This is a genomic window from Bradyrhizobium sp. USDA 336 (assembly GCF_044908355.1).
GTDB lineage: Bacteria > Pseudomonadota > Alphaproteobacteria > Rhizobiales > Xanthobacteraceae > Bradyrhizobium > Bradyrhizobium yuanmingense.
The window spans coordinates 5,385,865-5,411,700 of sequence record NZ_JBIYDC010000002.1 but is presented as its reverse complement, the minus strand read 5'-3'; the positions used below and the strand labels follow the sequence as shown (position 1 = coordinate 5,411,700).

At 61.1% G+C, this 25,836-nt stretch carries 20 protein-coding genes, 1 tRNA gene and 2 pseudogenes; 15 read left to right on the top strand and 8 right to left on the bottom strand.

Going from position 1 to position 25,836, the window contains the following annotated elements; all coding sequences use genetic code 11:
- Positions 1-2: 2 nt before the first annotated feature.
- Complete coding sequence (locus ABIA45_RS26405) at positions 3-1,169, bottom strand: FIST N-terminal domain-containing protein (RefSeq protein ID WP_057030254.1); 1,167 nt, start codon at positions 1,167-1,169, stop codon at positions 3-5.
- A gap of 205 nt (positions 1,170-1,374) precedes the next feature.
- Here ABIA45_RS26405 and ABIA45_RS26400 point away from each other — a divergent pair, with 205 nt between their 5' ends.
- Both ABIA45_RS26400 and ABIA45_RS26395 read left to right on the top strand, forming a co-directional pair.
- Positions 1,375-3,414 (top strand): methyl-accepting chemotaxis protein, encoded by a 2,040-nt coding sequence (locus ABIA45_RS26400; protein WP_404654338.1) that lies wholly within the window; start codon positions 1,375-1,377, stop codon positions 3,412-3,414.
- Between the two features lie 159 nt (positions 3,415-3,573).
- On the top strand, positions 3,574-5,622 hold the full coding sequence (locus ABIA45_RS26395; RefSeq protein WP_404654336.1) for a methyl-accepting chemotaxis protein: 2,049 nt from the start codon (positions 3,574-3,576) through the stop codon (positions 5,620-5,622).
- A gap of 83 nt (positions 5,623-5,705) precedes the next feature.
- Here ABIA45_RS26395 and ABIA45_RS26390 read toward each other — a convergent pair whose 3' ends face one another.
- On the bottom strand, positions 5,706-6,086 hold the full coding sequence (locus ABIA45_RS26390) for a DUF3175 domain-containing protein (protein ID WP_128265462.1): 381 nt from the start codon (positions 6,084-6,086) through the stop codon (positions 5,706-5,708).
- Positions 6,087-6,268: 182 nt separating this feature from the next.
- On the opposite strand from ABIA45_RS26390, the gene ABIA45_RS26385 reads away from it, so the two are divergent.
- The 3 genes from ABIA45_RS26385 to ABIA45_RS26375 all read left to right on the top strand — a co-directional run bounded on the left by ABIA45_RS26385 (position 6,269) and on the right by ABIA45_RS26375 (position 10,279).
- Positions 6,269-7,756, top strand: a complete 1,488-nt coding sequence (locus tag ABIA45_RS26385; RefSeq protein WP_404544611.1) for an MFS transporter — start codon at positions 6,269-6,271, stop codon at positions 7,754-7,756.
- A gap of 4 nt (positions 7,757-7,760) precedes the next feature.
- Entirely contained in the window at positions 7,761-8,582 is an 822-nt protein-coding gene (otsB, locus tag ABIA45_RS26380) for a trehalose-phosphatase (RefSeq protein ID WP_036016048.1), read from the top strand.
- Between the two features lie 233 nt (positions 8,583-8,815).
- On the top strand, positions 8,816-10,279 hold the full coding sequence (locus ABIA45_RS26375; RefSeq protein ID WP_271539765.1) for a trehalose-6-phosphate synthase: 1,464 nt from the start codon (positions 8,816-8,818) through the stop codon (positions 10,277-10,279).
- A 156-nt stretch (positions 10,280-10,435) separates the two neighbouring features.
- On the opposite strand, the gene ABIA45_RS26370 is transcribed toward ABIA45_RS26375, so the two are convergent.
- Entirely contained in the window at positions 10,436-10,777 is a 342-nt protein-coding gene (locus ABIA45_RS26370; RefSeq protein ID WP_275507717.1) for a hypothetical protein, read from the bottom strand.
- 194 nt (positions 10,778-10,971) lie between these two features.
- On the opposite strand from ABIA45_RS26370, the gene ABIA45_RS26365 reads away from it, so the two are divergent.
- Positions 10,972-11,061 (top strand) — tRNA-Ser (locus ABIA45_RS26365).
- A gap of 320 nt (positions 11,062-11,381) precedes the next feature.
- A protein-coding gene (locus ABIA45_RS26360; RefSeq protein ID WP_404654332.1) for an IS3 family transposase occupies positions 11,382-12,568 on the top strand; the annotation gives its coding sequence in 2 pieces (ribosomal slippage) (positions 11,382-11,634 and positions 11,634-12,568; 1,188 coding nt in all).
- A gap of 4 nt (positions 12,569-12,572) precedes the next feature.
- On the opposite strand, the gene ABIA45_RS26355 is transcribed toward ABIA45_RS26360, so the two are convergent.
- The 3 genes and pseudogenes from ABIA45_RS26355 to ABIA45_RS26345 all read right to left on the bottom strand — a co-directional run bounded on the left by ABIA45_RS26355 (position 12,573) and on the right by ABIA45_RS26345 (position 14,783).
- Complete coding sequence (locus ABIA45_RS26355; protein ID WP_404654330.1) at positions 12,573-12,899, bottom strand: hypothetical protein; 327 nt, start codon at positions 12,897-12,899, stop codon at positions 12,573-12,575.
- Between the two features lie 65 nt (positions 12,900-12,964).
- Positions 12,965-14,205, bottom strand: a pseudogene (locus tag ABIA45_RS26350) (recombinase family protein).
- A 134-nt stretch (positions 14,206-14,339) separates the two neighbouring features.
- Positions 14,340-14,783 (bottom strand): DUF2924 domain-containing protein, encoded by a 444-nt coding sequence (locus tag ABIA45_RS26345; protein ID WP_404654328.1) that lies wholly within the window; start codon positions 14,781-14,783, stop codon positions 14,340-14,342.
- A gap of 359 nt (positions 14,784-15,142) precedes the next feature.
- On the opposite strand from ABIA45_RS26345, the gene ABIA45_RS26340 reads away from it, so the two are divergent.
- From ABIA45_RS26340 to ABIA45_RS26320, 5 genes are all read left to right on the top strand, one after another.
- Positions 15,143-16,219, top strand: coding sequence for a hypothetical protein (locus ABIA45_RS26340; RefSeq protein ID WP_404654326.1), 1,077 nt, complete (start codon positions 15,143-15,145; stop codon positions 16,217-16,219).
- A gap of 80 nt (positions 16,220-16,299) precedes the next feature.
- The gene (locus tag ABIA45_RS26335; RefSeq protein WP_346770951.1) at positions 16,300-16,518 is read left to right on the top strand and encodes a helix-turn-helix domain-containing protein; all 219 of its coding nucleotides are present in this window, start codon (positions 16,300-16,302) and stop codon (positions 16,516-16,518) included.
- Positions 16,519-16,685: 167 nt separating this feature from the next.
- Entirely contained in the window at positions 16,686-17,483 is a 798-nt protein-coding gene (locus ABIA45_RS26330) for a helix-turn-helix domain-containing protein (RefSeq protein WP_404654325.1), read from the top strand.
- A 429-nt stretch (positions 17,484-17,912) separates the two neighbouring features.
- Positions 17,913-19,196: a site-specific DNA-methyltransferase gene (locus ABIA45_RS26325; RefSeq protein ID WP_404654323.1), complete on the top strand. Its 1,284-nt coding sequence runs from the start codon at positions 17,913-17,915 to the stop codon at positions 19,194-19,196.
- 12 nt (positions 19,197-19,208) lie between these two features.
- Positions 19,209-19,688 (top strand): phage terminase small subunit P27 family, encoded by a 480-nt coding sequence (locus ABIA45_RS26320; protein ID WP_404654321.1) that lies wholly within the window; start codon positions 19,209-19,211, stop codon positions 19,686-19,688.
- Positions 19,689-20,051: 363 nt separating this feature from the next.
- On the opposite strand, the gene opgC (ABIA45_RS26315) is transcribed toward ABIA45_RS26320, so the two are convergent.
- Positions 20,052-20,705: an OpgC domain-containing protein gene (gene opgC / locus ABIA45_RS26315; RefSeq protein ID WP_404655750.1), complete on the bottom strand. Its 654-nt coding sequence runs from the start codon at positions 20,703-20,705 to the stop codon at positions 20,052-20,054.
- A 31-nt stretch (positions 20,706-20,736) separates the two neighbouring features.
- Positions 20,737-21,210: pseudogene (opgC, locus tag ABIA45_RS26310) on the bottom strand (OpgC domain-containing protein); the annotation flags it as partial.
- A 1,247-nt stretch (positions 21,211-22,457) separates the two neighbouring features.
- Between opgC (ABIA45_RS26310) and ABIA45_RS26305 the strand changes: the two are divergent.
- From ABIA45_RS26305 to ABIA45_RS26295, 3 genes are all read left to right on the top strand, one after another.
- A complete protein-coding gene (locus ABIA45_RS26305) occupies positions 22,458-23,024 on the top strand; it encodes a hypothetical protein (protein ID WP_404654319.1) in 567 nt (188 codons plus the stop codon).
- A 670-nt stretch (positions 23,025-23,694) separates the two neighbouring features.
- Positions 23,695-24,015 carry a hypothetical protein gene (locus ABIA45_RS26300; RefSeq protein WP_157785244.1) on the top strand — a complete coding sequence of 107 codons (321 nt, stop codon included), beginning with the start codon at positions 23,695-23,697 and terminating at the stop codon, positions 24,013-24,015.
- A 1,535-nt stretch (positions 24,016-25,550) separates the two neighbouring features.
- The gene (locus ABIA45_RS26295; RefSeq protein WP_370129126.1) at positions 25,551-25,697 is read left to right on the top strand and encodes a hypothetical protein; all 147 of its coding nucleotides are present in this window, start codon (positions 25,551-25,553) and stop codon (positions 25,695-25,697) included.
- Positions 25,698-25,836 lie beyond the last annotated feature (139 nt).

Genomic DNA, 25,836 nt, shown 5'->3' with positions numbered 1-25,836 from the left:
CGTCACGACGGGCGCCTTCCGATCGCGACCCCCGTGAAGGTCTGGTTCACATGCATGGAGCCGAACTGCTCGCCGTAGGTGTGAAAGCCGACCACGCGGTTCTGCCGGTACAGTTCTGACATATCGCGGGCGAGCTGATGCTGCTCGGCATCGAGCCGGCGGAGCAGGCATTCGAAGCCGATATAGAGCGAGACGTCTCCGATCTGGTCGCGGATGTCGGCGAACGTCTCGCGGGCCGCGCCGACCAGGCTTCGCGAGGTCGCAGCGGTCAGCACCATGCCCTCGTCGATGGCGCAGAAGAAATGCAAGGAGCCGTCCGGCTCGACCCGCTGGATCGAGCGCGCGTAATAGGCGCCGCCGACGCGCACCAGGACCGGATGCGAGGCGAAGGAGAACGGATCGAGCTTGGCGTCCATGATGCCGACCACGCGCGAATATTCCTGCGCGGCAGGCTCTGCGTTCAGTTCCCGGACCATGCGGTTTTCGATGTCGGCCTCGGTCACCACCATCTTCTGCGCCTGCGGCTCGAAATTGTCGCACTTGAAGACGCGGAACGGCAACGAGGTGTTCAGCAGGATCAAGAGGGCGGCATTGCTGTGTGCCTTGCCGTCGAAGAACACGAACGTCTTCTCGAAGCGCAGCCCGTCGCCCGCCGATCCGCCGACGACCGGAATATCGTCCAGCGATGCATAGATCGCGGACATCACCGCTTCTTCGCGGCGACACAGGCCGTCGATCAGGACCAGGCCGAAGGGACTGCCGCGCTCGACCTGCGGCGTGGCCCGCAACAGCTCGTGCCGGAGCTCGCCCCCGATCCTGCGGCCGTCCTCGACGCGGAAGCTGTCGAGGTTGAAGATGGGTCGCACCACCGCGGAGAAGTCGGCGCGGCTGAACGCCAGCGCCACGACGCTGTTCTCGTCCCAGCCGTCAGGAGCAAGCTCGCCCGCGGTGGTACAGCCGCAGACTTGGGTGTCGTCGAATTGGCGGCTGATCTCGGCGATGAAGCGATCGGGGTCGTAGCTGGGGGAGACGAACACCAGGATCAGCGCCAGCCCGTCGGACGGGAGCTGGGCGGCCAGCTCGGCCACGGCGTCATCGACGCTCGCGGCCTTCGACTTGGCCACGGCAACGCCAGACGCACCGCCAAACCGAAAATCGGTTTGCCCCACTCCGTTTCTCCCTGAAGGCTCGGTCTGATGCCAAGTGCCTGATAATTATCGAGAGTAGGGCGTTTTCCGGTGAGCCGCAACACGGCAGCCGCTCCCCGCAAGCCCGGACGGATTTACCACCCCTTGAGGATTCTGCCCTAATTTTCCGCAACGTTCGGAAAGGGCTGCTTCCGGACCGCAGAATCACATGAGCTGGGGGTTGGGAATGTCCGGGCGTACCGCGTCGCCGTCGAAGCGTGCACTATTTCCGACCTTCAAGTTCCGCGCAAAGATCATCCTCGGCTTCGCCGCCGTGCTGGTGATCTCCGCCGGCAGCATGGCGTTTTCCTATTTCGGCTTCGAGCGGGTCGCCGCCGGGGTCGGATCCTACCGCAGCAGCGTGACGGAGGCCGATCTCGCGCGCAACATCGATCGCGAGCTGCTCGCCTATCGTTCGGCCGTCAGATATTTCGTCGTCACCGGCAAGGAAGACGACGCCAAGGCGGCGCTCGATGCCGAGGCCAGCCTGAAGAACGCCATCGACCAGGCCGTCAAGAGCGCCAAGCAGCGGCCGCGGCAGGAAAGCCTCGGCAAGCTCGCCAAGGAGTTTTCCAACTTCTCCGCCACGTTCGGCAAGGTGCTCCAGGCCAAGCGCGACAGCGCGCTGCTGGTGCAGAACCAGCTCCAGCGCCAAGCCAATCTTCTGAAGTACAAGCTCGACGACATCGGCAACAACGCCTCCGACGCCGAAGCGCAGGCGATCGAGTTTGGCACCAAGCAGGTCAACGCCCAATTCCAGACCGCAAGCGCTGCAGCCACCCAGTTCGTGCTGACGTCCGATCAGGCAATCGCGAACAGCGCCCTCGCGCGGCTGAAATTCGTCGAGAACTCGCTGGGCGCGGTCTATTCCATGGACGACAAGATTGTCGCCGGCCTCAAGGAGGCCAAGTCCATCCTCGGCGCCTATCGCGAGGCGCTGGAGAAGCTGATCGCCAACGCCAAGCTGGTCGATGACCTCGTCACTGAGATGGGCGGCTCGGCCGGCGCGATCCAGCAAGGCGCCACCGCCATGAAGGCGGACCTCGTCGCCGAGCAGCAGCGGCTGGATTCGGAGTCGGCGGCGACCATCGGGCAGACCGAGCAGCTGGTGCTGATGCTGGCCGTCGGCGGCACGCTGCTAGGCGCGGTCCTCGCCTTCCTGCTCGGCACCGGCATCTCGCGGCCGATGATCGCGATGTGCAAGGCGATGCGGGAGCTCGCCTCGGGCAATTTCGACGTCGTGCTGCCGGGTCTTGGCCGCAAGGATGAGATCGGCGAGATGGCCAGCGCGGTCGAGGAGTTCAAGATCCAGGCCGTTGCAAAGGCCGAGCGCGACGCTGCCGCCAGCGAAGTGCAGAACCGCGAGCAGGCCGCAAGCCGCCGCGCCGAGCTGATCCGCTTTGCCGACGATTTCGAGAACGCGGTGGGTGCCATCGTCTCCAACGTCTCGGCCTCGGCCGTGCAGCTGGAATCGGCCGCCTCGACGCTGACCCGCACCGCCGAGACCACGCAGAGCCTGTCGAGCCAGGTCGCCGGCGTCTCCGAGCAGGCCTCCTCCAACATGCAGTCGGTCGCGACCGCGACCGAAGAGCTGTCGGCCTCGGTCGAGGAGATCGGCCGCCAGGTGCGCGATTCCAGCCGCATCGCAGAGGCTGCCGTGATGCAGGCCAAGGAAACCGACGGCCGCATCGGCAAGCTCTCGCATGCCGCCCAGCAGATCGGCGAGGTGGTCAAGCTGATCACCGCGATTGCCGAGCAGACCAATCTGCTCGCGCTGAACGCCACCATCGAGGCCGCTCGCGCCGGTGAAGCCGGCCGCGGCTTCGCGGTGGTTGCGAGCGAGGTGAAGTCGCTGGCGAGCCAGACCGCGAAGGCGACCGACGAGATCTCCTCGCACATCACGGGCATGCAGGGCGCCACCGCCGAATCGGTTGCCGCGATCAAGGAGATCGGCGCGACGATCGGCCAGATCTCGTCGATCTCGACCTCGATCGCGAGCGCGGTGGAGCAGCAGGGCGCCGCCACCCAGGAGATCGCCCGCAGCGTCCAGACCGTCGCCCAGGGCACCCAGACCGCGGCCACCGATATCGGCGAGGTCAACCGCGGCGCCGCCGAGACCGGCTCGGCCTCCGAAGAGGTGCTGAACTCGGCCAAGACGCTGTCGAGCGAAAGCACCCGCCTTCGCGCCGAGCTCGACCGCTTCATGGCGAATATCCGCGCGGCGTAGTAGAGCGCACCTTAACAAATCCCTACGTCACCTAACCGCCAGTTGCGGCGCCATAAGTTTACCGCAGCTTATCCTTTGCCGGTTACCGTGCACACGAGTCGGGAAGCGGGCTGCTTCCCGGCTGCGCCTGGTTTTCCGCGAATGGAATGGGGTGGGGGAATGTCGGTCACGTCCAAATCGAGCCAATCGAAGTCGCGCCAATCGAAGCTGCCAACGCTGCGTTTTCGCGCAAAAATCATCCTCGGCTTCGTGGCGGTGCTCGCCATCCTCGCCGTCAGCATGGCGTTCGCGTATTTCGGCTTCGAGCGGATCGCAGGCGCTGTGGCCTCCTACCGCACCAGCGTAGCGGAAGCCGATATGGCGCGGACGGTCGATCGCGAGCTGATCGCCTATCAGGGGCTGGCACGGGCCTATACCCTGACCGGCGCGGGCGATGACGAGACCGCAGCCAAGGCCGCTGAAGGAAATCTGAAGAGCGCGATCGCCAAGTCGATGGCCGCCACCACAGGCGCGGCTCGCCGCGAGCAGGTCGGCAAGCTCGAGGCCGAGTTCCAGAGCTTTACGAAAGTCTTCAGCGAGATCATCACGCTGACGCGCGAGAACAACAAGATCGCGGCCGACGAGCTCAACAGTGTCGGCAACAAGATCCGCTTCAAATTCGACGATCTCGCCGACACCGCGGCGCTGGCGGGTCTCTCCTCGGTGCAGACCACGGCCAAGGACATCACCTCGCAATATCTGGCGGTCTCGACCTCGGTCAGCGCTTTCGTCGCCAAGCCGGAGCCGAAGACCGCCGACGGCGTGATCGCCCGCATCAAGTTCCTCGAGACGCTGCTGGTCTCCGTCTACGCGAACGACCAGAAGATCACCGATCGCGTCAAGGAGATCGGCGATCTCTTGAAGCAGTACCGCACCTCGTTCGCGAAGCTGACCGAGAACGTGAAGGTCATCGTCAAGCTGAACGGCGAGATGACCAAGACGGCGGCGACCATCCTCAAGCTCTCGGCCGAGCTGCGTTCGGATCTCACCGCGGACCAGCAACGCATCGAGGCGAGCGCCAATGCGACGATCGTAGAGACCCAGCAGCTGATGCTGATGATGGCGCTCGGCGGGCTGGCCATCGGCGTCGTGCTGGCCTTGTGGCTCGGCAACGGCATCTCGCGGCCGATGATCGCGATGTGCAAGGCGATGCGGGAGCTCGCCTCGGGCAATTTCGACGTCGTGCTGCCGGGTCTTGGCCGCAAGGATGAGATCGGCGAGATGGCCAGCGCGGTCGAGGAGTTCAAGATCCAGGCCGTTGCAAAGGCCGAGCGCGACGCTGCCGCCAGCGAAGTGCAGAACCGCGAGCAGGCCGCAAGCCGCCGCGCCGAGCTGATCCGCTTTGCCGACGATTTCGAGAACGCGGTGGGTGCCATCGTCTCCAACGTCTCGGCCTCGGCCGTGCAGCTGGAATCGGCCGCCTCGACGCTGACCCGCACCGCCGAGACCACGCAGAGCCTGTCGAGCCAGGTCGCCGGCGTCTCCGAGCAGGCCTCCTCCAACATGCAGTCGGTCGCGACCGCGACCGAAGAGCTGTCGGCCTCGGTCGAGGAGATCGGCCGCCAGGTGCGCGATTCCAGCCGCATCGCAGAGGCTGCCGTGATGCAGGCCAAGGAAACCGACGGCCGCATCGGCAAGCTCTCGCATGCCGCCCAGCAGATCGGCGAGGTGGTCAAGCTGATCACCGCGATTGCCGAGCAGACCAATCTGCTCGCGCTGAACGCCACCATCGAGGCCGCTCGCGCCGGTGAAGCCGGCCGCGGCTTCGCGGTGGTTGCGAGCGAGGTGAAGTCGCTGGCGAGCCAGACCGCGAAGGCGACCGACGAGATCTCCTCGCACATCACGGGCATGCAGGGCGCCACCGCCGAATCGGTTGCCGCGATCAAGGAGATCGGCGCGACGATCGGCCAGATCTCGTCGATCTCGACCTCGATCGCGAGCGCGGTGGAGCAGCAGGGCGCCGCCACCCAGGAGATCGCCCGCAGCGTCCAGACCGTCGCCCAGGGCACCCAGACCGCGGCCACCGATATCGGCGAGGTCAACCGCGGCGCCGCCGAGACCGGCTCGGCCTCCGAAGAGGTGCTGAACTCGGCCAAGACGCTGTCGAGCGAAAGCACCCGCCTTCGCGCCGAGCTCGACCGCTTCATGGCGAATATCCGCGCGGCGTAGGTTCGCTGCTCCTGTAGCTCGCGGCCCCGAAGGGCCGCGCTATCGCCTTACACTCCGCTGTCCGGAACGACAGCGGAGTGAGTTCATTCCCTTCCGAACGCCCGCTTCAGCTCGACCTTCGCGCGCTCCAGTCGCGTGCGCTGCGTCTTGGGCAGCGTCTTGCCGGCGCGGTTGATGTAGAAGGTCAGCATCGACAGCGCCGAGCGATAGGCGCCAGTCTTGCGTCGCGAGCTGTGCTCGGCCGAGCGCTTCAGCGAGGCCGCAATCCTCTTCGCGCTGGTCAGCTTGAACACCCCTTGCTTGAGGTCGAGCGCATCGCTCTCCTCCGTCACGCGCTGCGACCAGCGCCTTGTGGCGCGTTTGGTGCTCTTGTGCGCGGTCCCGCTCCGCCGGGTGTTTGCCTTGCGTGCCGTCTTGCGCGGGCTGCTGTTTCGAGAATGTGTCGTCTTTCTGACCTGAGCCATGCGCCAACTCCTTGCGGGTCCAGCGGAAACGAGCGGTGCTCGCTGGCGTTCCACCGGGAACCCGGCCCCCTCGCAAACGTTGTCGCAGGTGGCAGGCAGAATGCCGCACCCCGATGATCGGATCGACCCCGTCCACGTCATGTGAGCCGGGGCCGCTTCCATTGATCAGACGCAACAATCCGATGGAACTGCAGCAGAGCCCAGCGCTGAACTATGCACCCGTAGTCCCGGCGGCGGCCGTGACCGACCGCATCGTCGAGACCAGCATTCCCTCGCGGCTCGATGCGCTGCCGTGGAGCGGTTTTCACACCCGCGTCGTGCTCGCGCTGGGCATCACCTGGATTCTCGACGGCCTCGAGGTGACGCTTGCGGGTGCGCTCTCCGGTGCGCTGAAGCAAAGCCCATCGATGCAGTTCTCCAATCTCGATCTCGGCATCGCCAACTCCGCCTACCTCGCGGGCGCCGTGCTCGGTGCGCTCGGCTTCGGCTGGCTGACCGACCGTATCGGCCGCAAGAAGCTGTTCTTCATCACGCTGGCGCTCTACCTCTCGGCAACGGCCGCAACCGCGCTGTCGTGGGATGTCGCGAGCTACGCGCTGTTCCGCTTTCTCACCGGCGCCGGCATCGGCGGCGAGTACACAGCGATCAACTCGACGATCCAGGAGCTGGTGCCCGCACGCTATCGCGGTTGGACCGATCTCGTGATCAACGGCAGCTTCTGGATCGGGGCTGCGATGGGCGCGGTCGCCGCCATCGTGCTGCTCGATCCCGCAGTATTCGCTCCCGATCACGGCTGGCGCCTGGCCTATTTGATCGGCGCCGCCCTCGGCCTCGGCGTGCTCTTGATGCGGATGTGGATCCCGGAAAGTCCGCGCTGGCTGATGATTCATGGCCGTCCCGACGAGGCCCATGCCATCGTCGACGGGATCGAGCGGTCGGTGATCGGGCACGACCAGGATACGAGCGACGGACGCTTCACCAGGATCCGCCTGAAGATGCGCGATCACACGCCGATCGCCGAGGTGGTCCACACCTTGTTTTCGGTCTATCGCCAGCGCGCATTGGTCGGCCTCGTGCTGATGAGCGCACAGGCGTTCTTCTACAACGCCATCTTCTTCACCTTCGCGCTGGTGCTGACCGATTTCTACGGCATCAAGGCCGACCACGTCGGCTGGTACTTGCTGCCGTTCGCGGCCGGCAATTTCCTCGGGCCGCTGCTGCTCGGCCGCCTGTTCGATACGCTGGGACGCCGCACCATGATCACGTTCACCTACGCCGCGTCAGGCCTGTTGCTGGCGCTATCAGGCTATCTGTTCTCGATCGGTGTCCTGAGCGCGCAGGGGCAGACCATCGCCTGGATGGTGATCTTCTTCTTCGCATCGCCCGCCGCGAGCGCGGCCTATCTCACCGTCAGCGAGACCTTTCCCCTCGAGGTCCGCGCGCTGGCGATCGCGGTGTTCTATGCGGTCGGCACCGGCATCGGCGGCGTCATAGGGCCGGCGCTGTTCGGCGCGCTGATCGACACGGGATCGCGCACCAGCGTGTTCGCCGGCTATCTGCTGGGGGCCGTCCTGATGATCGCGGCTGCGATCGTGGCATGGCGCTATGCCGTCGCCGCCGAGCGCAAATCGCTCGAACACATCGCGCGGCCGCTCGCCTTTATGGAGTAGACTGATGAAATCGGAACTTGCGGAAATGGCGTTGGACCAGAAGCTCACCATACCAGATGACGACGAGACGCCGGAAACGGTGCCGGTGCCGCATGCGTTGGTGCCGCATCTCGATGAAATCGCCATTCTGCTGGACATCGATGGCACGCTGCTTGAGCTGATGCCGACGCCGCGGGAGGTGTGGGTGCCGCCGGGCCTGTCGGAAACGCTGAAAGCTTTGACCGAGCGCACCTCTGGGGCGCTGGCGCTTGTCAGCGGTCGCTCGCTCAACGACATCGACCTGATCTTCGCGCCCGACGTGTTCCGCGCCGTCGCCGGCCATGGCGCGGAGATGCGGCTGGCGGTGGACAGTGAAGCGGATGCCCTGCACGCGCCGCCGCTCGACAAGGAGCTGAAGCGGCGCCTCGCCGCCATCGCCAAGCTCAGCCCCGGAATCCTGCTCGAGGACAAGGGCTATTCGCTCGCGCTGCATTACCGCCTGGCGCCGCATGCGGAGAAGGCGATCTACGAATCCGTCTCGCTGATCCGCGCCGATCTGCCCAATGCGCCGATCGAGGTGCTGCCGGGCAAGTTCGTCTGCGAGATCAAGCATTCCGGATTCACCAAGGCGAGCGGCGTGCGCGAGTTGATGAAGCGCGCCCCGTTCAAAGGACGTCGTCCGCTGTTCATCGGTGACGACGTCACCGATGAGACCGTGTTCGCCATCATGCCCGACATGGACGGGCTGGCGTTCTCGGTCGGCCGCCGCGCCATGGGCGTGAATGGCCATTTCGATGCGCCGGCGGATGTGCGTGCGTTTCTTGCGCACCTGCTCGATCCCAGGTGAAACCAAGGCAGCGTCATCTCGCAGACACAAAGGCTCCCATCGCAGCGCCATTGCGCGCTGCGATGCATGCTGCGCAACCGGACCGGAGTTGCAACGAAATGACTGGGTTCCGCCAGCGAAACCAGTTCCAACGCGCACGCCCGATTTTGGTTTCAATTGGTTGAAACGATGATGAGGAACCATATTGATGAACGGCAGTTAAATGGGGCGGAATGAACAGGAGGGGACGACCTGTGAACTTGATCGTCGTTTCAAATCGCGTCGCCCGCGGCAAACCCAACGAACCGATGACGGGCGGCCTTGCGGCGGCATTGCTTCCCGTGGTGGAACATTCTGGTGCGATCTGGGTCGGTTCCTCCGGCCGGGTGCGTGATGGCCATCAGAAGGAGCCGTTCGCCGAGATCGAGGCGCTCGGGACAGGCGCGATTGCGACGCTGGATCTGCCGGCGGCCCATTACGGCGGATACTACGAAGGCTTTGCCAATTCGGCGCTGTGGCCGGCGCTGCATTCGCGCAGCGACCTGATCCGCGTCTCGCGCGAGGACTATGTCAGCTATCGCGAGGTCAACGCCTTCATGGCGCGCGCCTTGATGCGTTTCCGCAAAGCCCGGACTGCGTTCTGGGTTCAGGACTATCATTTCCTCGCGCTCGGTGCCGAACTGCGCGAGCTCGGCGTCGATGATCCCATCGGCTTCTTCCTGCATACGCCGTGGCCCGTCACTGCTGTGATGCAGGGCGTGCCCAACCATCGCGAGCTGATCACCGCGATGCTGGCCTATGATCTGCTCGGCTTCCAGACCGAGGAAGATCGGCAGAACTTCCTCGGCTATGTCGGCGGCGAGCTCGGCCTCACCATCGAGGACGGGGTCGTGGTCTCGCAGCATGGGCGCACGCGCTGTGAAGTGTTCCCGATCGGCATCGATGCGGAGAAGTTCGCCGCCTATGCGGCGAAGTCGGCCTCGCATCCGGATGTGTCGCGCCTGCGCCGCAGCCTCAACGGCGAGCGCCTCGCGATCGGCGTCGACCGGCTCGACTATTCCAAGGGTCTCGTCAACCGCATCAGCGCATTCGACCGGCTCTGGACCGAGCAGCCGCAATTTGCGCGCAGCATCTCGCTGCTCCAGATCGCCAATCCCTCGCGCGGCGGCATCGAGGCCTATGGCAATCTCCAGAACGAGGTCGCGCGCCTCGTCACCGACGTCAACGGCCGCCACGGCGAGGTCGACTGGACGCCGATCCGCTATTTGAACAAAGGCTTCAGCCAGGCCGTGCTCGCCGGTCTCTACCGCACCGCGCAGGTCGGCGTGGTGACGCCGCTGCACGACGGCATGAACCTCGTCGCCAAGGAATACGTCGCCGCGCAAAACCCCGCCGATCCCGGCGTGCTGGTGCTGTCGAAGTTCGCCGGCGCCGCCAACGAGCTCGATGCCGCGCTGCTGGTCAATCCGCACGATATCGACGGCATGGCCCGCGCGGTCGCGGTCGCGGCATCCATGCCGCTCACCGAGCGCAAGATGCGCTGGGACGCGATGATGAAGAAGCTGCGCGGCCACACCATCCAGCAATGGTCCGCCGATTTCGTCGCCGAGCTCGAGAAGTGCCGCACCGAGAAGGCCGCCGTGGCGCCGCTCGCGGCCCAGCCGCCGCAGGCGCTGCGCTGGTTGAAGTCGGCGATCTCAGGCGTGCGGTTGATCTAGTTCTTCTCCCTCTCCCCGTTCTTACGGGGAGAGGGTTGGGGTGAGGGGCTCTCTCCATACCTGATATCTATCGAGAGACCTGTACCCCTCACCCGGATTGCATCTACGATGCAATCCGACCTCTCCCCGCAAGCGGGGAGAGGTGAAAACGGCCCCTCAATAGCAATACGACACGCCGTCCAGGATCGCGCATTGCCGCTTGTTCGGCGCGTTCGGATCGTCCAGCGGCACCACGCCCTTGCCCTGACCGACAAACACGCCGGTCCCGACATGCACCGAGCTCTTGTTGCCGATGATCACGCTCTGATGCGGCGTCGAGCTGGAGCGCGTTCCGTCCGGCCAGAGGATGGCATCGCCCGAAAGCACCCCGCGCCGGCCGTCGTCGCAGCTGACGTCGACCCCCTGCCGGGTGCAGACCTGTGCCAAGGCCGGCGCGGCAAGGGCAGAGCCGAGGGCCGAAATCAGGCCAAGGGCGGCGATGGTGTTGCGGATGGTCATGGCGTCCCCGGTCGTGTGTGGCGGCTTGCCGTGAATCGTCGCGCCAGAGCCGCCCGCGGTTCAGCCCCGCGGCCGCTCCAGTTACCCGTGGAGCCGGATATTGTGCTGTAAATACAATAAGTTGCGGAAAAATCGCCCGATATCCCCGCGATCCCTTGCAAAATCGTCGGCGCCCCTTCAAGAGAGGGCGCTCCGGAGAGATGGCCGAGTGGCTTAAGGCGCACGCTTGGAAAGCGTGTGTGCGGGAAACCGTACCGTGGGTTCGAATCCCACTCTCTCCGCCACCCCACCAAAATTATCTCGTACTGGGAGCTGCAGCCCGGTTAGAAACTCGGCCGTTTTCCTGCTTTTCCGCGGACGGAGAACTCCAATCCGTCATCCAAAATAGGCTTGGATAAAGCCGGAGAACCGAATTTTCTCCGAATCCTAGAACTCCCAAAATTGGTCTAGTACGGCATTTCTCGGAAAATCAACGGCTTGGCTGCGCGGCAGTTTGAATCCCTCTCGCTCATGGGAGGCGTCTCCCACGGCGCACTTGCCCTGACCTGCCACTGAGTAATTCCTCCAGAAGGAGTTAGAGTCCGACCTGACGAAGGACGGACAAATGAAGCGAGCAAGGTTTACGGAAGAGCAGATTATCGCGGTGCTGAAGGAGCATGAGGCCGGGGCGAAGACGGCCGATTTGGCTCGCAAGCATGGGATATCCGAAGCGACGATCTACAATTGGAAGGCCAAATTCGGCGGCATGGACGTTTCCGAGGCGAAGCGGCTGAGGGCCCTGGAGGAGGAGAACGCGAAGCTGAAGAAGCTTCTGGCCGAGCAGATGCTTGATACGGCCGCCCTTCGCGAGCTCCTTTCAAAAAAATGGTAGGGCCCGCCGCCAAGCGCGCTGCGGTCGCGCATCTGCAGGCCGTCATGAGCCTGTCGGAACGGCGGGCCTGTTCGATCGTGGGCGCGGATCGGAAGATGATCCGCTATCGCTCCAGCCGTCCTCCGGAAGCGGCTCTCCGTGGCAGGCTGCGCGACCTCGCCAACCAGCGGCGACGTTTTGGCTACCGCCGGCTGTTCGTCCTGCTGCGGCGGGAGGGCGAGCCGTCGGGGATCAATCGGATCTACCGGCTTTATCGCGAGGAAGGGCTCACCGTCCGCAAGCGGCGCGCTCGCCGCAAGGCCGTGGGGACCCGAGCTCCGATCCTGGTGGAGGCGAGGCCCAACGCACGCTGGTCGCTGGACTTTGTTCACGACCAGTTCGCCAATGGTCGACGCTTCCGCATCCTCAACATCGTCGACGACGTCACCAGGGAATGCCTGGGCGCCATTCCGGAGACGTCGATCTCGGGGCGGCGCGTAGCCCGCGAACTGACGACAATCGTCGAGCGACGCGGCAAGCCAGGAATGATCGTGTCCGACCATGGCACCGAGTTCACCTGCAACGCCATGCTCACCTGGTGCAAGGACGCAGCCATCGATTGGCACTTCATCGCACCGGGAAAGCCGATGCAGAATGGCTTCGTCGAGAGTTTCAACGGCCGGATGCGCGATGAGCTGCTCAATGAGACCCTATTCTTCCATCTCGACGACGCCCGCGCCAAGATCGTTGCCTGGATCGCTGACTACAATCTCCAGCGTCCCCACTCGTCGCTGAAATACCTGACCCCCGCGGCCTATGCCGCCCACCTCACCGCAACGGACGATCGGCCGCGCAACCCCGACCAGCTCCGCCGATCGTCCGTTGCTCCACCCGCGCCGTTTGGCGTACAAAACCCCGAGACTCTAACTCCCGCTGGATGAAAATTCAGTGGCAGGTCAGCAGCGCCAAATCAAGCCCGCCGGGCTGCAGACCGTTCAGTATGGCTTCGGTGATGGCCGGCGATAGTAACGTCAGCCGAAGTACGCGGCAAAGGTAGGACTCGTTGATCTTCTCAGCTTTGGCGAGGTCTCTCACCGAGCTAAACAGGTTGGATTCGAGCATGTTGCGCCAGCGATGGGCCCGCACCACGGCCTTGATCAGCGTGTTATCGACCTGCGGCTTCGGTGGTGACCAAGCCTCGACATTCGCAGGCGTTACGACGCGTTTGCGTCCGCCCTGGCGGCGAAGCGAGATCGGGATGCTCACGACCATGCTTCGGCCATCCCGGCTCAGTTTCGGCCGGCCAATAGGTCCAAGTGTGAGGGTGGTGGGTCGGTTCATTCGGCGGCCTGCCGGAAGGGCTGGGGCTGCAATTCCGATGAGAGCGAGCTCAGGCCCTCCATCTTCAACGTGATGTCCATGCGTTCTGCATGCAAGTCGATGCGTTTGACGAGCAGCCCGACAATGCGCGCCTGTTCGGCCGGAAACAGCTCATCCCAGAGTTCGTCGAAGCCAATCAGCGCGCTGCGTACTTCCGCCTCGCTAACATCCGCGGACTGCTTGCGCAGAGCGCGCCAAGTCTGAACGATGACTTCAGGCGTTTGCAGCAGTCGGCGAACCTGATCTATGATGATCCGCTCTAGCTCGGCCGCGGGCACCAGCTTGACGGGACAATCTGACCTGCCCTGCTTCATCGCGGTCTGGCTGATATAATAGCGATAGAGCCGGCCGGCCTTGCGGGTGTGCGTTGGGGACATCGCCGCGCCGTCGGGGCCGAATAGCAGCCCTTTGAGCAGGGCGGGGGTTTGCGCCCGGCTGTTGTTGGCACGTTTGCGCGGGCTCTCCTTGAGAATAGCGTGAACCTGATCCCAGAGCTTGCGCTCGATGATTGCTTCGTGCTCGCCCGGATAAGACGTGCCCTTATGAACGGCCTCGCCAAGATAGACGCGGTTGTGCAGGATCTTGTACAGCACCCCCTTATCGAGGAGATGTCCGTACCGGGTTCGTTCGTTCGTGGCCACCAGTTCGCGGGCGAGCAGGGTCGCCGACTTGAGCTGCACGAATCGTCGAAAGATGGCTTTGACTCGTTCGGCGTCAGCATCGTGCACTAGCAGTTTGCGATCCCGGACTTCGTAGCCAAGCGGGGTCCAGCCGCCCATCCACTTGCCGCGCTTGCGAGACGCCGCGACCTTGTCACGAATGCGTTCCCCGATCAGTTCGCGCTCGAACTGGGCAAAGGTCACCAGTATGTTCAGCGCCATCCGTCCCATCGCATCCTTGGTGTTGAAGGATTGGGTGACGGACACGAACGTCACGCCATGGCGTTCGAAAAGATCGACCAGATTGAGAAAGTCGAGCATTGAGCGGGACAGCGGTCAATTTTGTAGACCACAATGACGTCTATCTTGCCGGCCTCGACAGCAGCGAGAAGTCGCTTCAGGGCCGGTCGTTCGAGGGTGCCACCCGAGAAGCCACCGTCATCATAGCGGTCGGCAACTGCGGTCCAGCCTTCCGCTCGCTGGCTCACGATGTAAGCCTCACATGACTCTCGCTGGGCGTCGAGCGAGTTGAAGTCCATGTCGAGGCCTTCCTCGCTGGACTTGCGGGTGTACACCGCGCAACGGACTTTGCGGGCTGCGGGCCGGCGGGACGCTGCGCTCTCGAGCGAGTTTGCGAAAAGATTGGTGCGGGGCTTTTGCAGCTTGCGAGCGGTCATTTGCCGATCGAGTTTTTGAGGCCGAAGAAGACCCAGCCATTCCATTTGGTGCCGGTGATCTGGCGGGCGACGGAGGACAGGGACTTGTAGGGGCGGCCGAGATATTCAAAGTCGTCGTGACGAACCGTGACGCAGTGCTCTACGCCTTCCCATTCGCGGATCAGCTTCGTCCCGGCGACGGGCCGCAACAGTGGTCGGGCCTTTCGGTCGGCCGGCTTTTGGTCGGTATATTGCTTGGCCATGGCCTTGAGCCGCTCGGTGGTTTCCCGGCTTAGGCCGCCATAGGCCAATTCCTGGATGCGATAGGCCAGCCGGCTCTCCAGGAACCGGCGGTTGTAGGCTGGTGGCTCCGTGTCGAACAATGTGCGCCATTTTGCCTTAAGAACTTGCGCAGAGGCATTCTTGAGGGCGGCCAATTGGGCGAGAACCGGATCAGTCATGGGGAGCCTCGAGCGAGTACGGAGGCACACCACTGCTCTGGTCGGGCGAGAAGTGAAGCAAACTTTCTCCGCAATCGGCGGTTTTTCGACTGGACTTCCGCCCTTCGAGTCGCAGGAGGGCGGTTGCGAGCACCTGGGCAATTTCTACGATGTAGTCTTGGGTTTTGCTGGTCATGTTGGTGACCAACCTGTTCGGCAGATATCCTAAAATCTAGCGCAAGGATCGCTTGCCGACGACAAACGTGCTCAGGCGCAAATAGTGGAGATCCGTCGTGCCACTTACATTGTGCAAAAGCGGCGGCCCGCCCGGCAACGAAGTGCCAAAAGTGCGAAAATTGACAAGATGATTCGGCCAGCAAATGGAACACACGAACCTGCAGAGTCACGGATGGACGCTCGATGAAGCGATCAGGAGAGTGGCAAATTCGATCAATGGGCGCCCGGAAATAGCTTCGCTGTTGGCGTCCGGGAAGCTGGTTGCGTACACCTGCTGCGAAACCGGTCGTTTGACCAAAATGTCGAGCTCCGATTTTGCATGCGGCTGGCCTGAAGACGAAAGGCGGCTTTCGAAGCTACTCATTTTCCCACTTCTGCATTCACCAGACGTTTGTGCGCTTATCAGCGGCAGTTCATTGAGGGACACCTTTCAGAAGTATGTCCTGAACGACCCCGAAGTCCGGCAACTCAGTATCAGGGCCATTCAAGCTGATCCCGACACCGTGCGTGTTCTCGAAGGTAGCTGGCAGCCCCGCGGCGCCGCCGAATGGCCCGTGAACGACGGGATTTTGGACGAGAACGATCCTTATGAGTGGAGTGAGAGTAAATTGGCCCGGTTGATGAGCCGGGGCACTCCGGACGAGGTCAGAAAATTTCGGCAGGTGCTGCGATTTCGTTTCGGTACACTGCTCAAGCTGCTTCAAAGTGGAAAATTGCGTGCCCGGGGTGATCCGGTTAGAGGCGACAACCAGGAGATATTGCCAACCATTTGGTCACATCACGATTTCCTGCTCGACGCCAAAGCCGGAGATCTTGTGCAGTGGAATGACGGCTCCGATCCTGTACACCGGAGCAAGGCACGCTTCGTGCGGTGGCGGGCTATTTACCTAGCTCCCACAGTCATCGACTCCGGCATCTCGGGCGAGGTGTCACACCAGTTAGTGAGCCCTTCCGCAGTGGTGACCACACCCAGGCCCGTTGCGCCCGTGTCCAAGACGACCAGCAGAGATGCTTGCAGAAAATGGCTTGTCGAGGAGATGCGTCGGAGCCCTAATCAGCGGCTGGCTCCAAAAGATGTGTATCGAAAGCAAGCTCTCGACCGGTGGAAGGGCTCACTCACCAGCCGCATGTTCGACCGAATTTGGGAAGAGGCGATCATTCACGCTCCGGCAGAGGCGTGGTCCCGGCCAGGACGCCCTATCAAATCCCCGCAGTTCTAAATCCTCGCACCGATAAATCGTGGCATCTATTTCCGAACTGCAATTGCAGTCAGTTTCGTCGCTATCGAAACCGGTAGTGGATGATACCGATGCAAGCCGCTCAGAGCCCCATTGATCCCGATGCCCTGATTGCCGAGGTGCAAGCTGCTGACTTTCTAAGGATCTCTATCAGGACCCTCCAGGCCTGGCGTTGCCGAGGCGCGGGACCGGCTTTTGTTCGCGTCGGGCGAGCCATTCGATACCGGCGACGCGATCTTCTCGCTTGGATCGAAGTGAACACGGTCACGTCGGCACGCTGATTCGCGATGAGAGCGGTCGATTGGTCTTCGAGATATCTCGGGATTCTCGCTCGGCTCACGTTTGTTTGCGACTAGATACGCGCCCGAAATCTGAGACTTGCTTTTGGCGGATGGTCGGTGACTTGGTGCTCAAGATCAGAGCTTAAACCCATCTCCTCGGAGGCAATATGCGACCAAATAAATCGGATGTCCTCATTGCTTTCAAAGCAATAAGCCTCACCGAAGATTTGTCCGTTACAGAGAAGCGCGTAGCTGCCACGCTCCTCGATCATTACAATCGAGACACTGGCCAATGCGACCCAGCTCTCAACAGTATCGCCACGCTACTCGGGATCAATCGGCGTACAGCCATTCGCGCGACAAGGTCTCTCGAAAGATCTGGATACTTCCGTATCGACCGGCACGGTGGAAAGTTTCATCGCAATAGCTACCAGCCGATATGGGCCCGCTTTCGTGCGTGCGAAAATGGTTGGGCCGAAAGACGGAAACGTGCGAAGCAATTTCGGTTGGCCGCGTCAGAGTTGTCACCTTTGCAGGGGCCGATATGTCACATTGGTGGCGGCGGCAGCGCCACCCAAACCTATTCCAATAACCAATCCGACTTAACCTCTGCGTCGCAGCAGAGGCAAAGCCAACAAGCCGCGTCTGCAATAGGGGAGACAGCAGTAAAGAGGCTCTCCAAGCAAAGCGAAAGTGGCCGCCAGTATTCAAACGCACAAGAGCGGTTTCACGGGAAACGATCTTACGGCGACATTGCACGCACCGCGGCTGAACGCCGATGGAATGAAGCCCTCACGAAACAACTGGCTTCTGCGCCCGACGTCTTTGCAGGCGTGATCGAGGCCATCGATAGCGATCTCAGTCGCGCAACTACAGAAGTCGAGCTGAGACAGCGGGGCCGCGGAGTTGAATTCCTTTTGGTTCAACTGGATCGGCGCAAGCCGTTGACGAATGTGGATGTCTAAGATGATCGGTGGAGAGGGAGCATCGGGTGGGGGGGCGGGTCGAAAGTCCCGGAAGGCTTTCGGTGCGGACCGGCGCCTCTCTCACGCAGGGATTTTTTTCCCGCGCAGGCAAATTTTCGGAGCCGTAGAGCGATGCATTTCGGGCGCTCCACCATGTCAAGCATCGAGGCATGCGGCGACCACTGGCAACACTTTGAAGGCGCAGCACAATTCCGCACTCGTGTTTATGTCGCCCATCGTGTTCGGCCTCAACGTCGCAAGCAGAAGGCAAAACCGACCATTATTTTCCCCTGCTCGGCTCGGGATGGTCACGCGCAGCTGAGCGGAAAAAGATGAATCAATTCAATGGCGCTGGTTTCGAAAAAATGTCGCGTAATTCCCTAGGGGGGAGGGGTGTCGGATGATACCGCGATATGCAAAGGCCGAGACATGACCCAAGCGACGCACCTAGAAGAAGCGAACGCGCGACTTCAAATTGAATACTGGCCGCTTGATCGGCTGATCCCGTACGCGCGCAATGCACGCACACATAGTCAGGCTCAGATCGCCGAGATCGCCGGGAGCATTCGCGCCTTCGGCTTTTCGAATCCGATCCTCGTCAGCGAAGACGCAGATATCATTGCGGGTCACGGCCGGCTTGCCGCTGCTCGCAAGCTCGGTCTGACGGAGGCGCCGGTCGTGGTCCTCCGAGGATTGACGGAGGTGCAACGCCGCCAGTTGGTGCTTGCCGACAACCGGATTGCGCTTAATTCCGATTGGGACAGCAAGATGCTGAGCCTTGAATTGGCGGATCTGTCCGGCTTGGGTGCCGATCTCGCTTCTATTGGCTTCAGCAAGAAGGAGTTGGCGGTCGCGCTTTCACGGGTCGAGGGCGGATTAACGGACGAGAATGATACGCCTTCGATCGTCGAGGCCGCAGTCTCCCGACCAGGCGACATTTGGCAGCTCGGTCCCCATCGAGTTGCGTGCGGCGATAGTCGAGATGCAGCTCTCGTTCGTTCATTGCTGGCCGGAGTGTTGCCTCAATTGATGGTCACCGATCCGCCCTACGGCGTTGAGTACGATCCGGAATGGCGCCATCGCCGTGGCGTCAACAATTCCAAGCGGACCGGAAAAATTCAAAACGATGAGATTGCCGATTGGGAGCCCACCTGGGCTCTATATCCAGGCGAAATCGCTTACGTCTGGCATGGTGCTTTACGCTCCTCCATTGTAGCCGAAAGCCTTATCAAGAGCGGCTTTTCGATCCGCGCGCAGATCATCTGGGCCAAGGACCGCTTGGTCATGAGCCAGGGCGACTATCACTGGCAGCACGAGCCCTGCTGGTATGCGGTCCGGAAGAAGGGCAACTGGACCGGCGATCGCAAGCAAACGACGGTCTGGAACATCAGTAGCGGCGGGCAAGATGCCGAAACCAAGCGTTCGACCCAAAAGCCAGTTGAATGCATGCGCCGGCCGATGCTGAACAACTCCAGTCCGGGGCAGGCTATCTATGAACCTTTCCTTGGAAGCGGAACGACACTGATCGCGGCGCAATCTTGCGGGCGCATCTGCTTGGCAACCGAGATCGATCCATTGTTCGTCGACGTTGCGATCCGTCGATGGCAGGCCTTCACCGGTGAGAAGGCAATTCGCGAACGAGATGGCGCGTTCTTTGAAGCGATAGAGCAGGAGACGCTATCGCCGGACGGCGCTCGTGATCCCATGGCGTGATCGAGAACGGATATGCGTGGCCGTCGTCCAAAACCAACGAGGATCAAGGCTTTGACGGGTAATCCGGGGAAACGCCCCCTCAATGTGCACGAGCCGCGGCCTGAACCCGCGCTACCTGAGTGCCCACCGCAACTGAATTCGGTTGCCAGGCGGGAATGGGCGCGGCTGACCGGCGAGCTTTCAAAGCTTGGCCTCATAACCCACCTCGACCGCGGCGCCCTAGCTACCTACTGCGGGGCCTATGCAATGTGGGCAGAAGCGATGGAGCAAATCCAAAAGTTCGGTACGATGGTCAAATCACCGACAGGATATCCGATACAGTCGCCGTACCTAGCAATCGCAAATCGACAGGCGGAAATCATGATGCGCATCGCATCGGAGTTCGGTTTCACGCCTGCAAGCCGCAGTCGGATAGTGACTCCCCCGCCAGATCAACTGCCACTCTTCGACGGATTAAGTTGGGAAGACGAAGATGCTAACGATGCATCATGATGAGAGTTGGTGGGAACGGACTGCCATTTCTCCTGGAGCCTGTCTCGAACTTAGCCCTATCTGGCAGACAGGGCTAATGTCGGCCAAAGCAAACTGAAGATTCGTCCTTAAGAAGAAATTGCCGTAACCCTCTGGACAGTGACTGAAATGAGACGTGGTGCGGCATTGACATATGAACGTCGGCCTTAGCTAACCCTGTCTGGCAGATAGGCCTAGTTGATCGCACTCGCTCGAAGCTCCGGTCAGCCGTTGGCTTGCTTCTTCCATAACATCTCATATCCGAATGCCGTCAGGTGCTGGTGAGAAAGCGGACGCGCCGCCGAGTCCGTTGCATCGTCCGCCCGTGAACCATCTGGCGCGACATCAGCGGTTTGATGGCCTGACCGGAGACGCGTTATGGCGTGCATCCTCTGCAATGAAATCGGATGTCATGAGCGGTTGTCGCTGCCTGGGTTTGGTCCTGATCGAGCTGAGCAGGGTTGCAGCCGCAATCATCACCAGGATGCCGACGAAACTGAGTGCGATCTGCATTGCAAGCTCATCTGAGATTTTGACCAGCGCTATGTGGCCGGCAAGCGCGAGCAGAACGCCGAGGCAATAGATTGCCAAGGGGTTCTCGCCGCAGCGGATCGCCCCGCGCATCGCCGGCGTCGACAGCCCTCGCCAATTGCGAGGCACGAGCCATACCACCAAGATCGCAAGGGCAATAAAATGCAGCAATCGCAAAGGATCGAGGTCCGATTTGCCCGCCAGGTAAGGCAACTTCGTCAGGATCTGTGGGACAAGCACCTCCGGTGGTCTGATGCTCCAACCCAATGCGATAGTCAGGCTGAAAGCCAGATAGAGAACGGCAAGTCCAAGCGCCAAGGGTGAACTCAACCGCGGCCAGAACTTCTTGCCTTCCGTGACACACCACGCACCAAGCACAACCAGCAACTGCCAAGCGAGCGGATTGAAGAACCAAGCGTTGTTCGGCCACGCCCGGAACGGTCCAGCCGAAAAGATGCACCGACGCATAAAGCAAGAGCGAGGCGCCGAGCGCCACGTTCGGCACTCGGAGCATCAGCCACAGCAATGGCGCGAACAAAAGATGGAAAATTACGAAGAGAGGCAAGACGTCGGTGTTAACAGGACGGTATTGCAGGATTGCCGCTTGCGCGAGCGTCGCTCCCGGATGTTCCAAGAGAATACGCGTATTGGTCTCGTCGGCAAGCCGGCCGCCGCCTGCGAGGTAAACCACCACGGCGCAAGCAAGAATGAGCAGCAGAAAAGCGGCGTAAATGTCCCAGCTACGTTGCAGTGTACGGCCGAGCACGCCCATCCATCCACCCCGCTCGTGCGCCTTACCGTAGGCGATCGCGCAGGTCACGCCCGAGGCGAACATGAACACTTCCGCGCTATCGCTGAAGCCGTAATTCCGCAACGTCAGCCAGCTTCCGATGTTGTTGGGAATATGGTTCAGAAAGATGCACCAGAGCGCGATGCCGCGGCAAGCATCGATTCGTAGGTCGCGGCCGGGCATTTTTAGCTCCGGAAGCACGCTCGTCGTTGGCTTCGCGGGTGTCGCGAGCAACTCACGTTCGAGGTGCAGAAGCCGACCGAGCAACACCTCGGCACTGGGTCCAATCTCCGCCGGCGTTGGGCGAAAGTCCGTGTTCGGCGCGGCGCTATCGCGATGCTTGCCGAGGTCGACAGGCGCTTCACGCCATCGCATCGGCTCCCGGGCATCCGAAAGATCGACCGAACTGATCGTCACCATCTCGACTGAAGCGCCACGGGGTGGCGGCGCAGGCACCTTCATCATGGTGGCGACGGGCCGAAAAGACGGAAATGACGAGCCTTCCGTCGACTCTTCTTCGGTAATAACCTCATATGAGCCGGCCGGTAATAGTCGTTCAGCGCTTGCGATCCGAAATGGGTGCTTGAACACTACCATTTCGCTTCGCGATCGGGTCATCACCATGATCATTCTCGCAGATTGGCCGCGAGGTGCCGCCGTAACCACTAGCACAGGGGCGATGTCGCCGGGTGCAAGCGACGCCATTCAGCTCTTCGGGCGAATGCGTTCCGATTGAAATCTCAATTGGCCTCCACAGTGAGTGGAGAGCGCTGAAGCTATTTTTCTTTTTCTACGCTTCGTCGCGCTGGAGTAAAACTCCGCGCCAGCGTTACAATCGGCACCTCGCAACAGTGCACTCTTCGTTCTCGAATAGCTATCTCTTTCTTTTTTATTTTGGTCATCGACCGAACCCAGTCGTGAACTGGCAGGGCCCATTACTGATTCCAATCGGCTCTGGCTCTCCAAGGCGTATGCTGTTGGGCTCGTGAGCATCATGCCGACCTCAGGCAGTTCATCACGCAGAGCTCAACGGCCGGGTCGCACTGCACGACGAAGCAGGGTCTCCATTCAGAGCCTTCCGCCTGAAGATCACCCTGATCGGCGAGAGGTTGGCGCAAACTGACGTCTTGAAGTTAGAATACGACCTCGGTGGGTATCGCGATGAACGGCCCCCGATGCGGAAGTTATTCATTAGGTGATCGAACGGAAACGGCGTAGCTTGTTGGCTCGGCCGAGCGGATTGCTTGTCCGAGAGAGCTGCCCCAAAAACGGCGATGCACCGAAGTCGCCGCTTCCGCCAAATGGCAGCCCAGTGCCGTCGGTAGGCACACGTCATCCTGAACATTGATATTCAAATCGCATCACGATGCGCTCGGGTGGCGCCTGCGTTGCGTTGGGCGAGCAATTGGAAAACAAGAAAGGAGAATATCATGAAAACGAGCATTGCAGTTGTTCTTAGCGCTTTGTCGTTTGGGGAGAGAAAGTTGACGAAGTACGCCCGCGTCGCCACTACCACGTGGCTCGGCCGCTCCGTGCTGATCGAATTGGCGCACATTCTCGAAAGAATTGGACTCGCCTTGGTTGGGGCCGCGGGCGGTCTGTACGTGGCGGTAGGAATGATGCGCATGGAAAATGATTTTTTTCGAAACGAATGGATCGTTTTGTTGATGATGCTTTACGGAGGCTTTGGCTTCTACGTGGGCATCGATCTGCCTAGCCGTCTTGCGCAGACAGTAGAATCCACCAGATCGGGAGAATGGAGCTTTGGCACCGACGCGGCGGCGATAGCTAGCGGGGCCGGAACTTTCTTTGCCGCGAATGCGGTGTTTCTCTCCGTTGGCATCATTGTCTTTGACTACATCATGCGGGATGGATTCAGCGTTATGGTGGCATGCTGTTGGGCGATAGGCACTTCGTTTCAAATTGCTGCTGGCGCCATCGGCCGCAGCAAAGTCATCGTCGAGGATGGGGTCAGTGAGGAGCAAGATGTGGGGTAAAGACAAATCAATGTCGCTTTGGACGCCCGAGAAGCTAGGCGAGAAAGCCAAGGCAGACGCTGAGAACGACAACTACAATCCGCCACATTCATGGTGGCCCGGCCGATACAGCGTTGGTACCGAAGCCCGCGACAAGTACGACAAAACTTTTAATCTTCATCACAGCGACAAGGATGAGTGCTAGGCCGTCCCAATTCGCGTTCTGGCGAGATGGTCGAATTTGCTCAGATTCGGTACCGCCATAGGCGTTACAAAAACCCTGTCACCGCAAGGCCCTGGGCATTTATCGGTGATGAGACCGTGATCAGTCGATCTCGTCTGCCTGCTTGTCTGAGACGGTGATGCAAACGGGGCCGGAGCTTTTTCGGAGGCTGAGCTGACGATCGTCGAGCGCTATGAGCGCGACGCGCTTGAGAACGTGGACGGTCCCACGATCCTCAACTTGCTTGAAGGAATCGAGGACGAGATCAGACGACGGGGCGCCCCCGAGGGAGCGACCGATCGGGAATAGAACAGACTCGTCTCTCGGGCTGTGCTATCGAAGCCAATGAGAGCAATTTCAGTTACGGGTTTTGTCCTGATCTGGGCCACGTCGGCAGCGGCTCAAACCGCGGCGCGACAACAGGTCCGGGACGAGCTGGTCACACGGCAGGCTATTGCAGGAATGACAATGAGCTTCTCGTTTCTCGGCTCAAGGCCCTGTGTTAGCCTCTTCGATAATCCAGAAATTCGGTTAAAGGACGTTCCGCAAGGAGCAGCTTCAATCCTTGTGCAGCTTACCCAAGCCAATCGCGAATACGGCGGCCAGGAAGTGCGCCTGCCAAAGAATGGCATCCTTCCGGCTGGCGCTCTTCGCACGTTCGGCCCTTGCAACCCCGGTGTCTACCAATATGAGGTGACGGTTAAATCGATTGCTGGTGAAGTACTAGGACGCGCGCGGCAATCGCGCACTTTTCCAGATGACAACGAGTCCAAAGCGGGGCCGAACTAGCGACTCTGAAGGGACAGAACGATTGGTCTGCTATTGGCCCGAATGCGAAGTTAGGCGGCGCCTGGAGTTGTCGGCTCATCGGGCTAGACCGGAAGCAACCGGCCGATCTTCCAAGCGGCGCTCGTGAGCCTTAGCTGACTTTGAGGCTCCACTTGCACTTCCTTGAAGGGAGTGGACGAACCCGATGTGCCGATCTTACGATCTACTCCGATGACGAAGCCGGCGAAGCGACCCTCGTCCAAAAGGCCGCTTTAGCTTCCTGGATGGTTCCAGCTCAAGAAACGCTGCCATCGCCGTTTCATTGCTTTCGGCTCTGGAGTTCGTTTACTCGACATCACGGCTGAGGCTCCGCCGTAGGCGTCGGTGGCTGAGAGACGCGCTTGTTCCCGCCTACTAACAGGGAGCGATCGCCGTGGGCAAACCCCTTTTAGAAGACAAGAACTATTGGATCGCGCTGACCGGACGATCGCGCGCAGCCGGCAATTGGCAGAACAGCGACTCGCAGTCCAAGAGGAATGTAGAGCGATGCTAGAGCGACAAGAGGCCCGCTTTGTCGCCAAGCGAGCCTCGAGAGATAGAAGTAGCTGAGTTGGCGTTTTGGGCGCTGTCCGGAAGGGAGTGGGCGATAGCAATAGCCCGAGCCCCTATGGTGCTGTTGCCACTCGAAAGCGGACAAGATCAATACAGACAATGTCATTGGTGCCGTGCTAGCGTTTCGGCATCACCGCAAGGCCAGTAGCATATATCGGTGACTGAGAGCGGATATACGCTGTATGGCCCACAAAATTCCCGCGAGGCGCATGCTTGAGGTGAGGCTGGACGCTCTTCTGCCGCAGAAGTGGGAGTGGCAGGTTTGGGAAGACGACGCCCTGCTGATGAGCGGCCATGAGACTTCGCGCGAAACGGCCCAGCTCGAGGGAAATAGCGCGCTGTTTTACCTACTTCGTACAGCGAATTGACAATCCGAAGCGCCCTAACCGAATTTAGTCGACTCCCTGCCGAATAGGGTGTCTAGTCGCTTCATCACCGCTCGGCCCACGGCTTCTATCGGTGACTGAGAGTATTGTGCTCCCGCCCAACCGGACAGGGAGCAGCACTATGCAGTCTCGGATTTTAACACTTTCAGAACGGCTTTCCCAATTTGCGCAACGCGGGCGCGATCAGGCCGAAAGACTGCGGCCTGGCAAGGACCGGAACGACTTGCTGCAGAAAGTTCGTCAGGCCGAAGTGGCTATTCACATCAACCAGTGGGTTTCGTCGCCGGGTCTGCGGGCTCCGACATGATGGGACGCCTTCAATCCCGTGCACGCAATCGCGTGAAGAGAATAATCGACTTTCGAACGAGAGTGGCGAACAAGAGCGACTGGGCTATCAATGCCGTCCTGAACCACTTCCGGAGCAAGCTAAATCCAAGCACGCCTCCCATCCAGAAGAACAGGGACAGGCCCCGTCACTAGCCCCAGGGACGAAAGCAGGAGCATCTCGGCTCTCGGTCACGCGATTGAAGCCACGAACTTACGGAAAGGGAGACGGCGATGGAAAGCGGGGCTGGACCTTCTTCGAAGGCTGAGCTGACGATCGTGGAGCGCCTTAAGCGCGCCGCGCTTGAGGACATGGATGGTCCCGAAATCCTCAAGGCTCTTAAAGAAATCGAGGACGAGATCAGAAGACGGGACTTCTGAAGTCCTGAAGGGAGTGAACAGTAGCCCACCACTGCCGTTACCAGACGGTAGCAGGCTTTCGAGGCCATTTGGATCAAGTCGCCTATTGGCCCGTGGCGGACATCCACTGTTGGCCTCGCACCGTCCGCTTGCGAGCGCT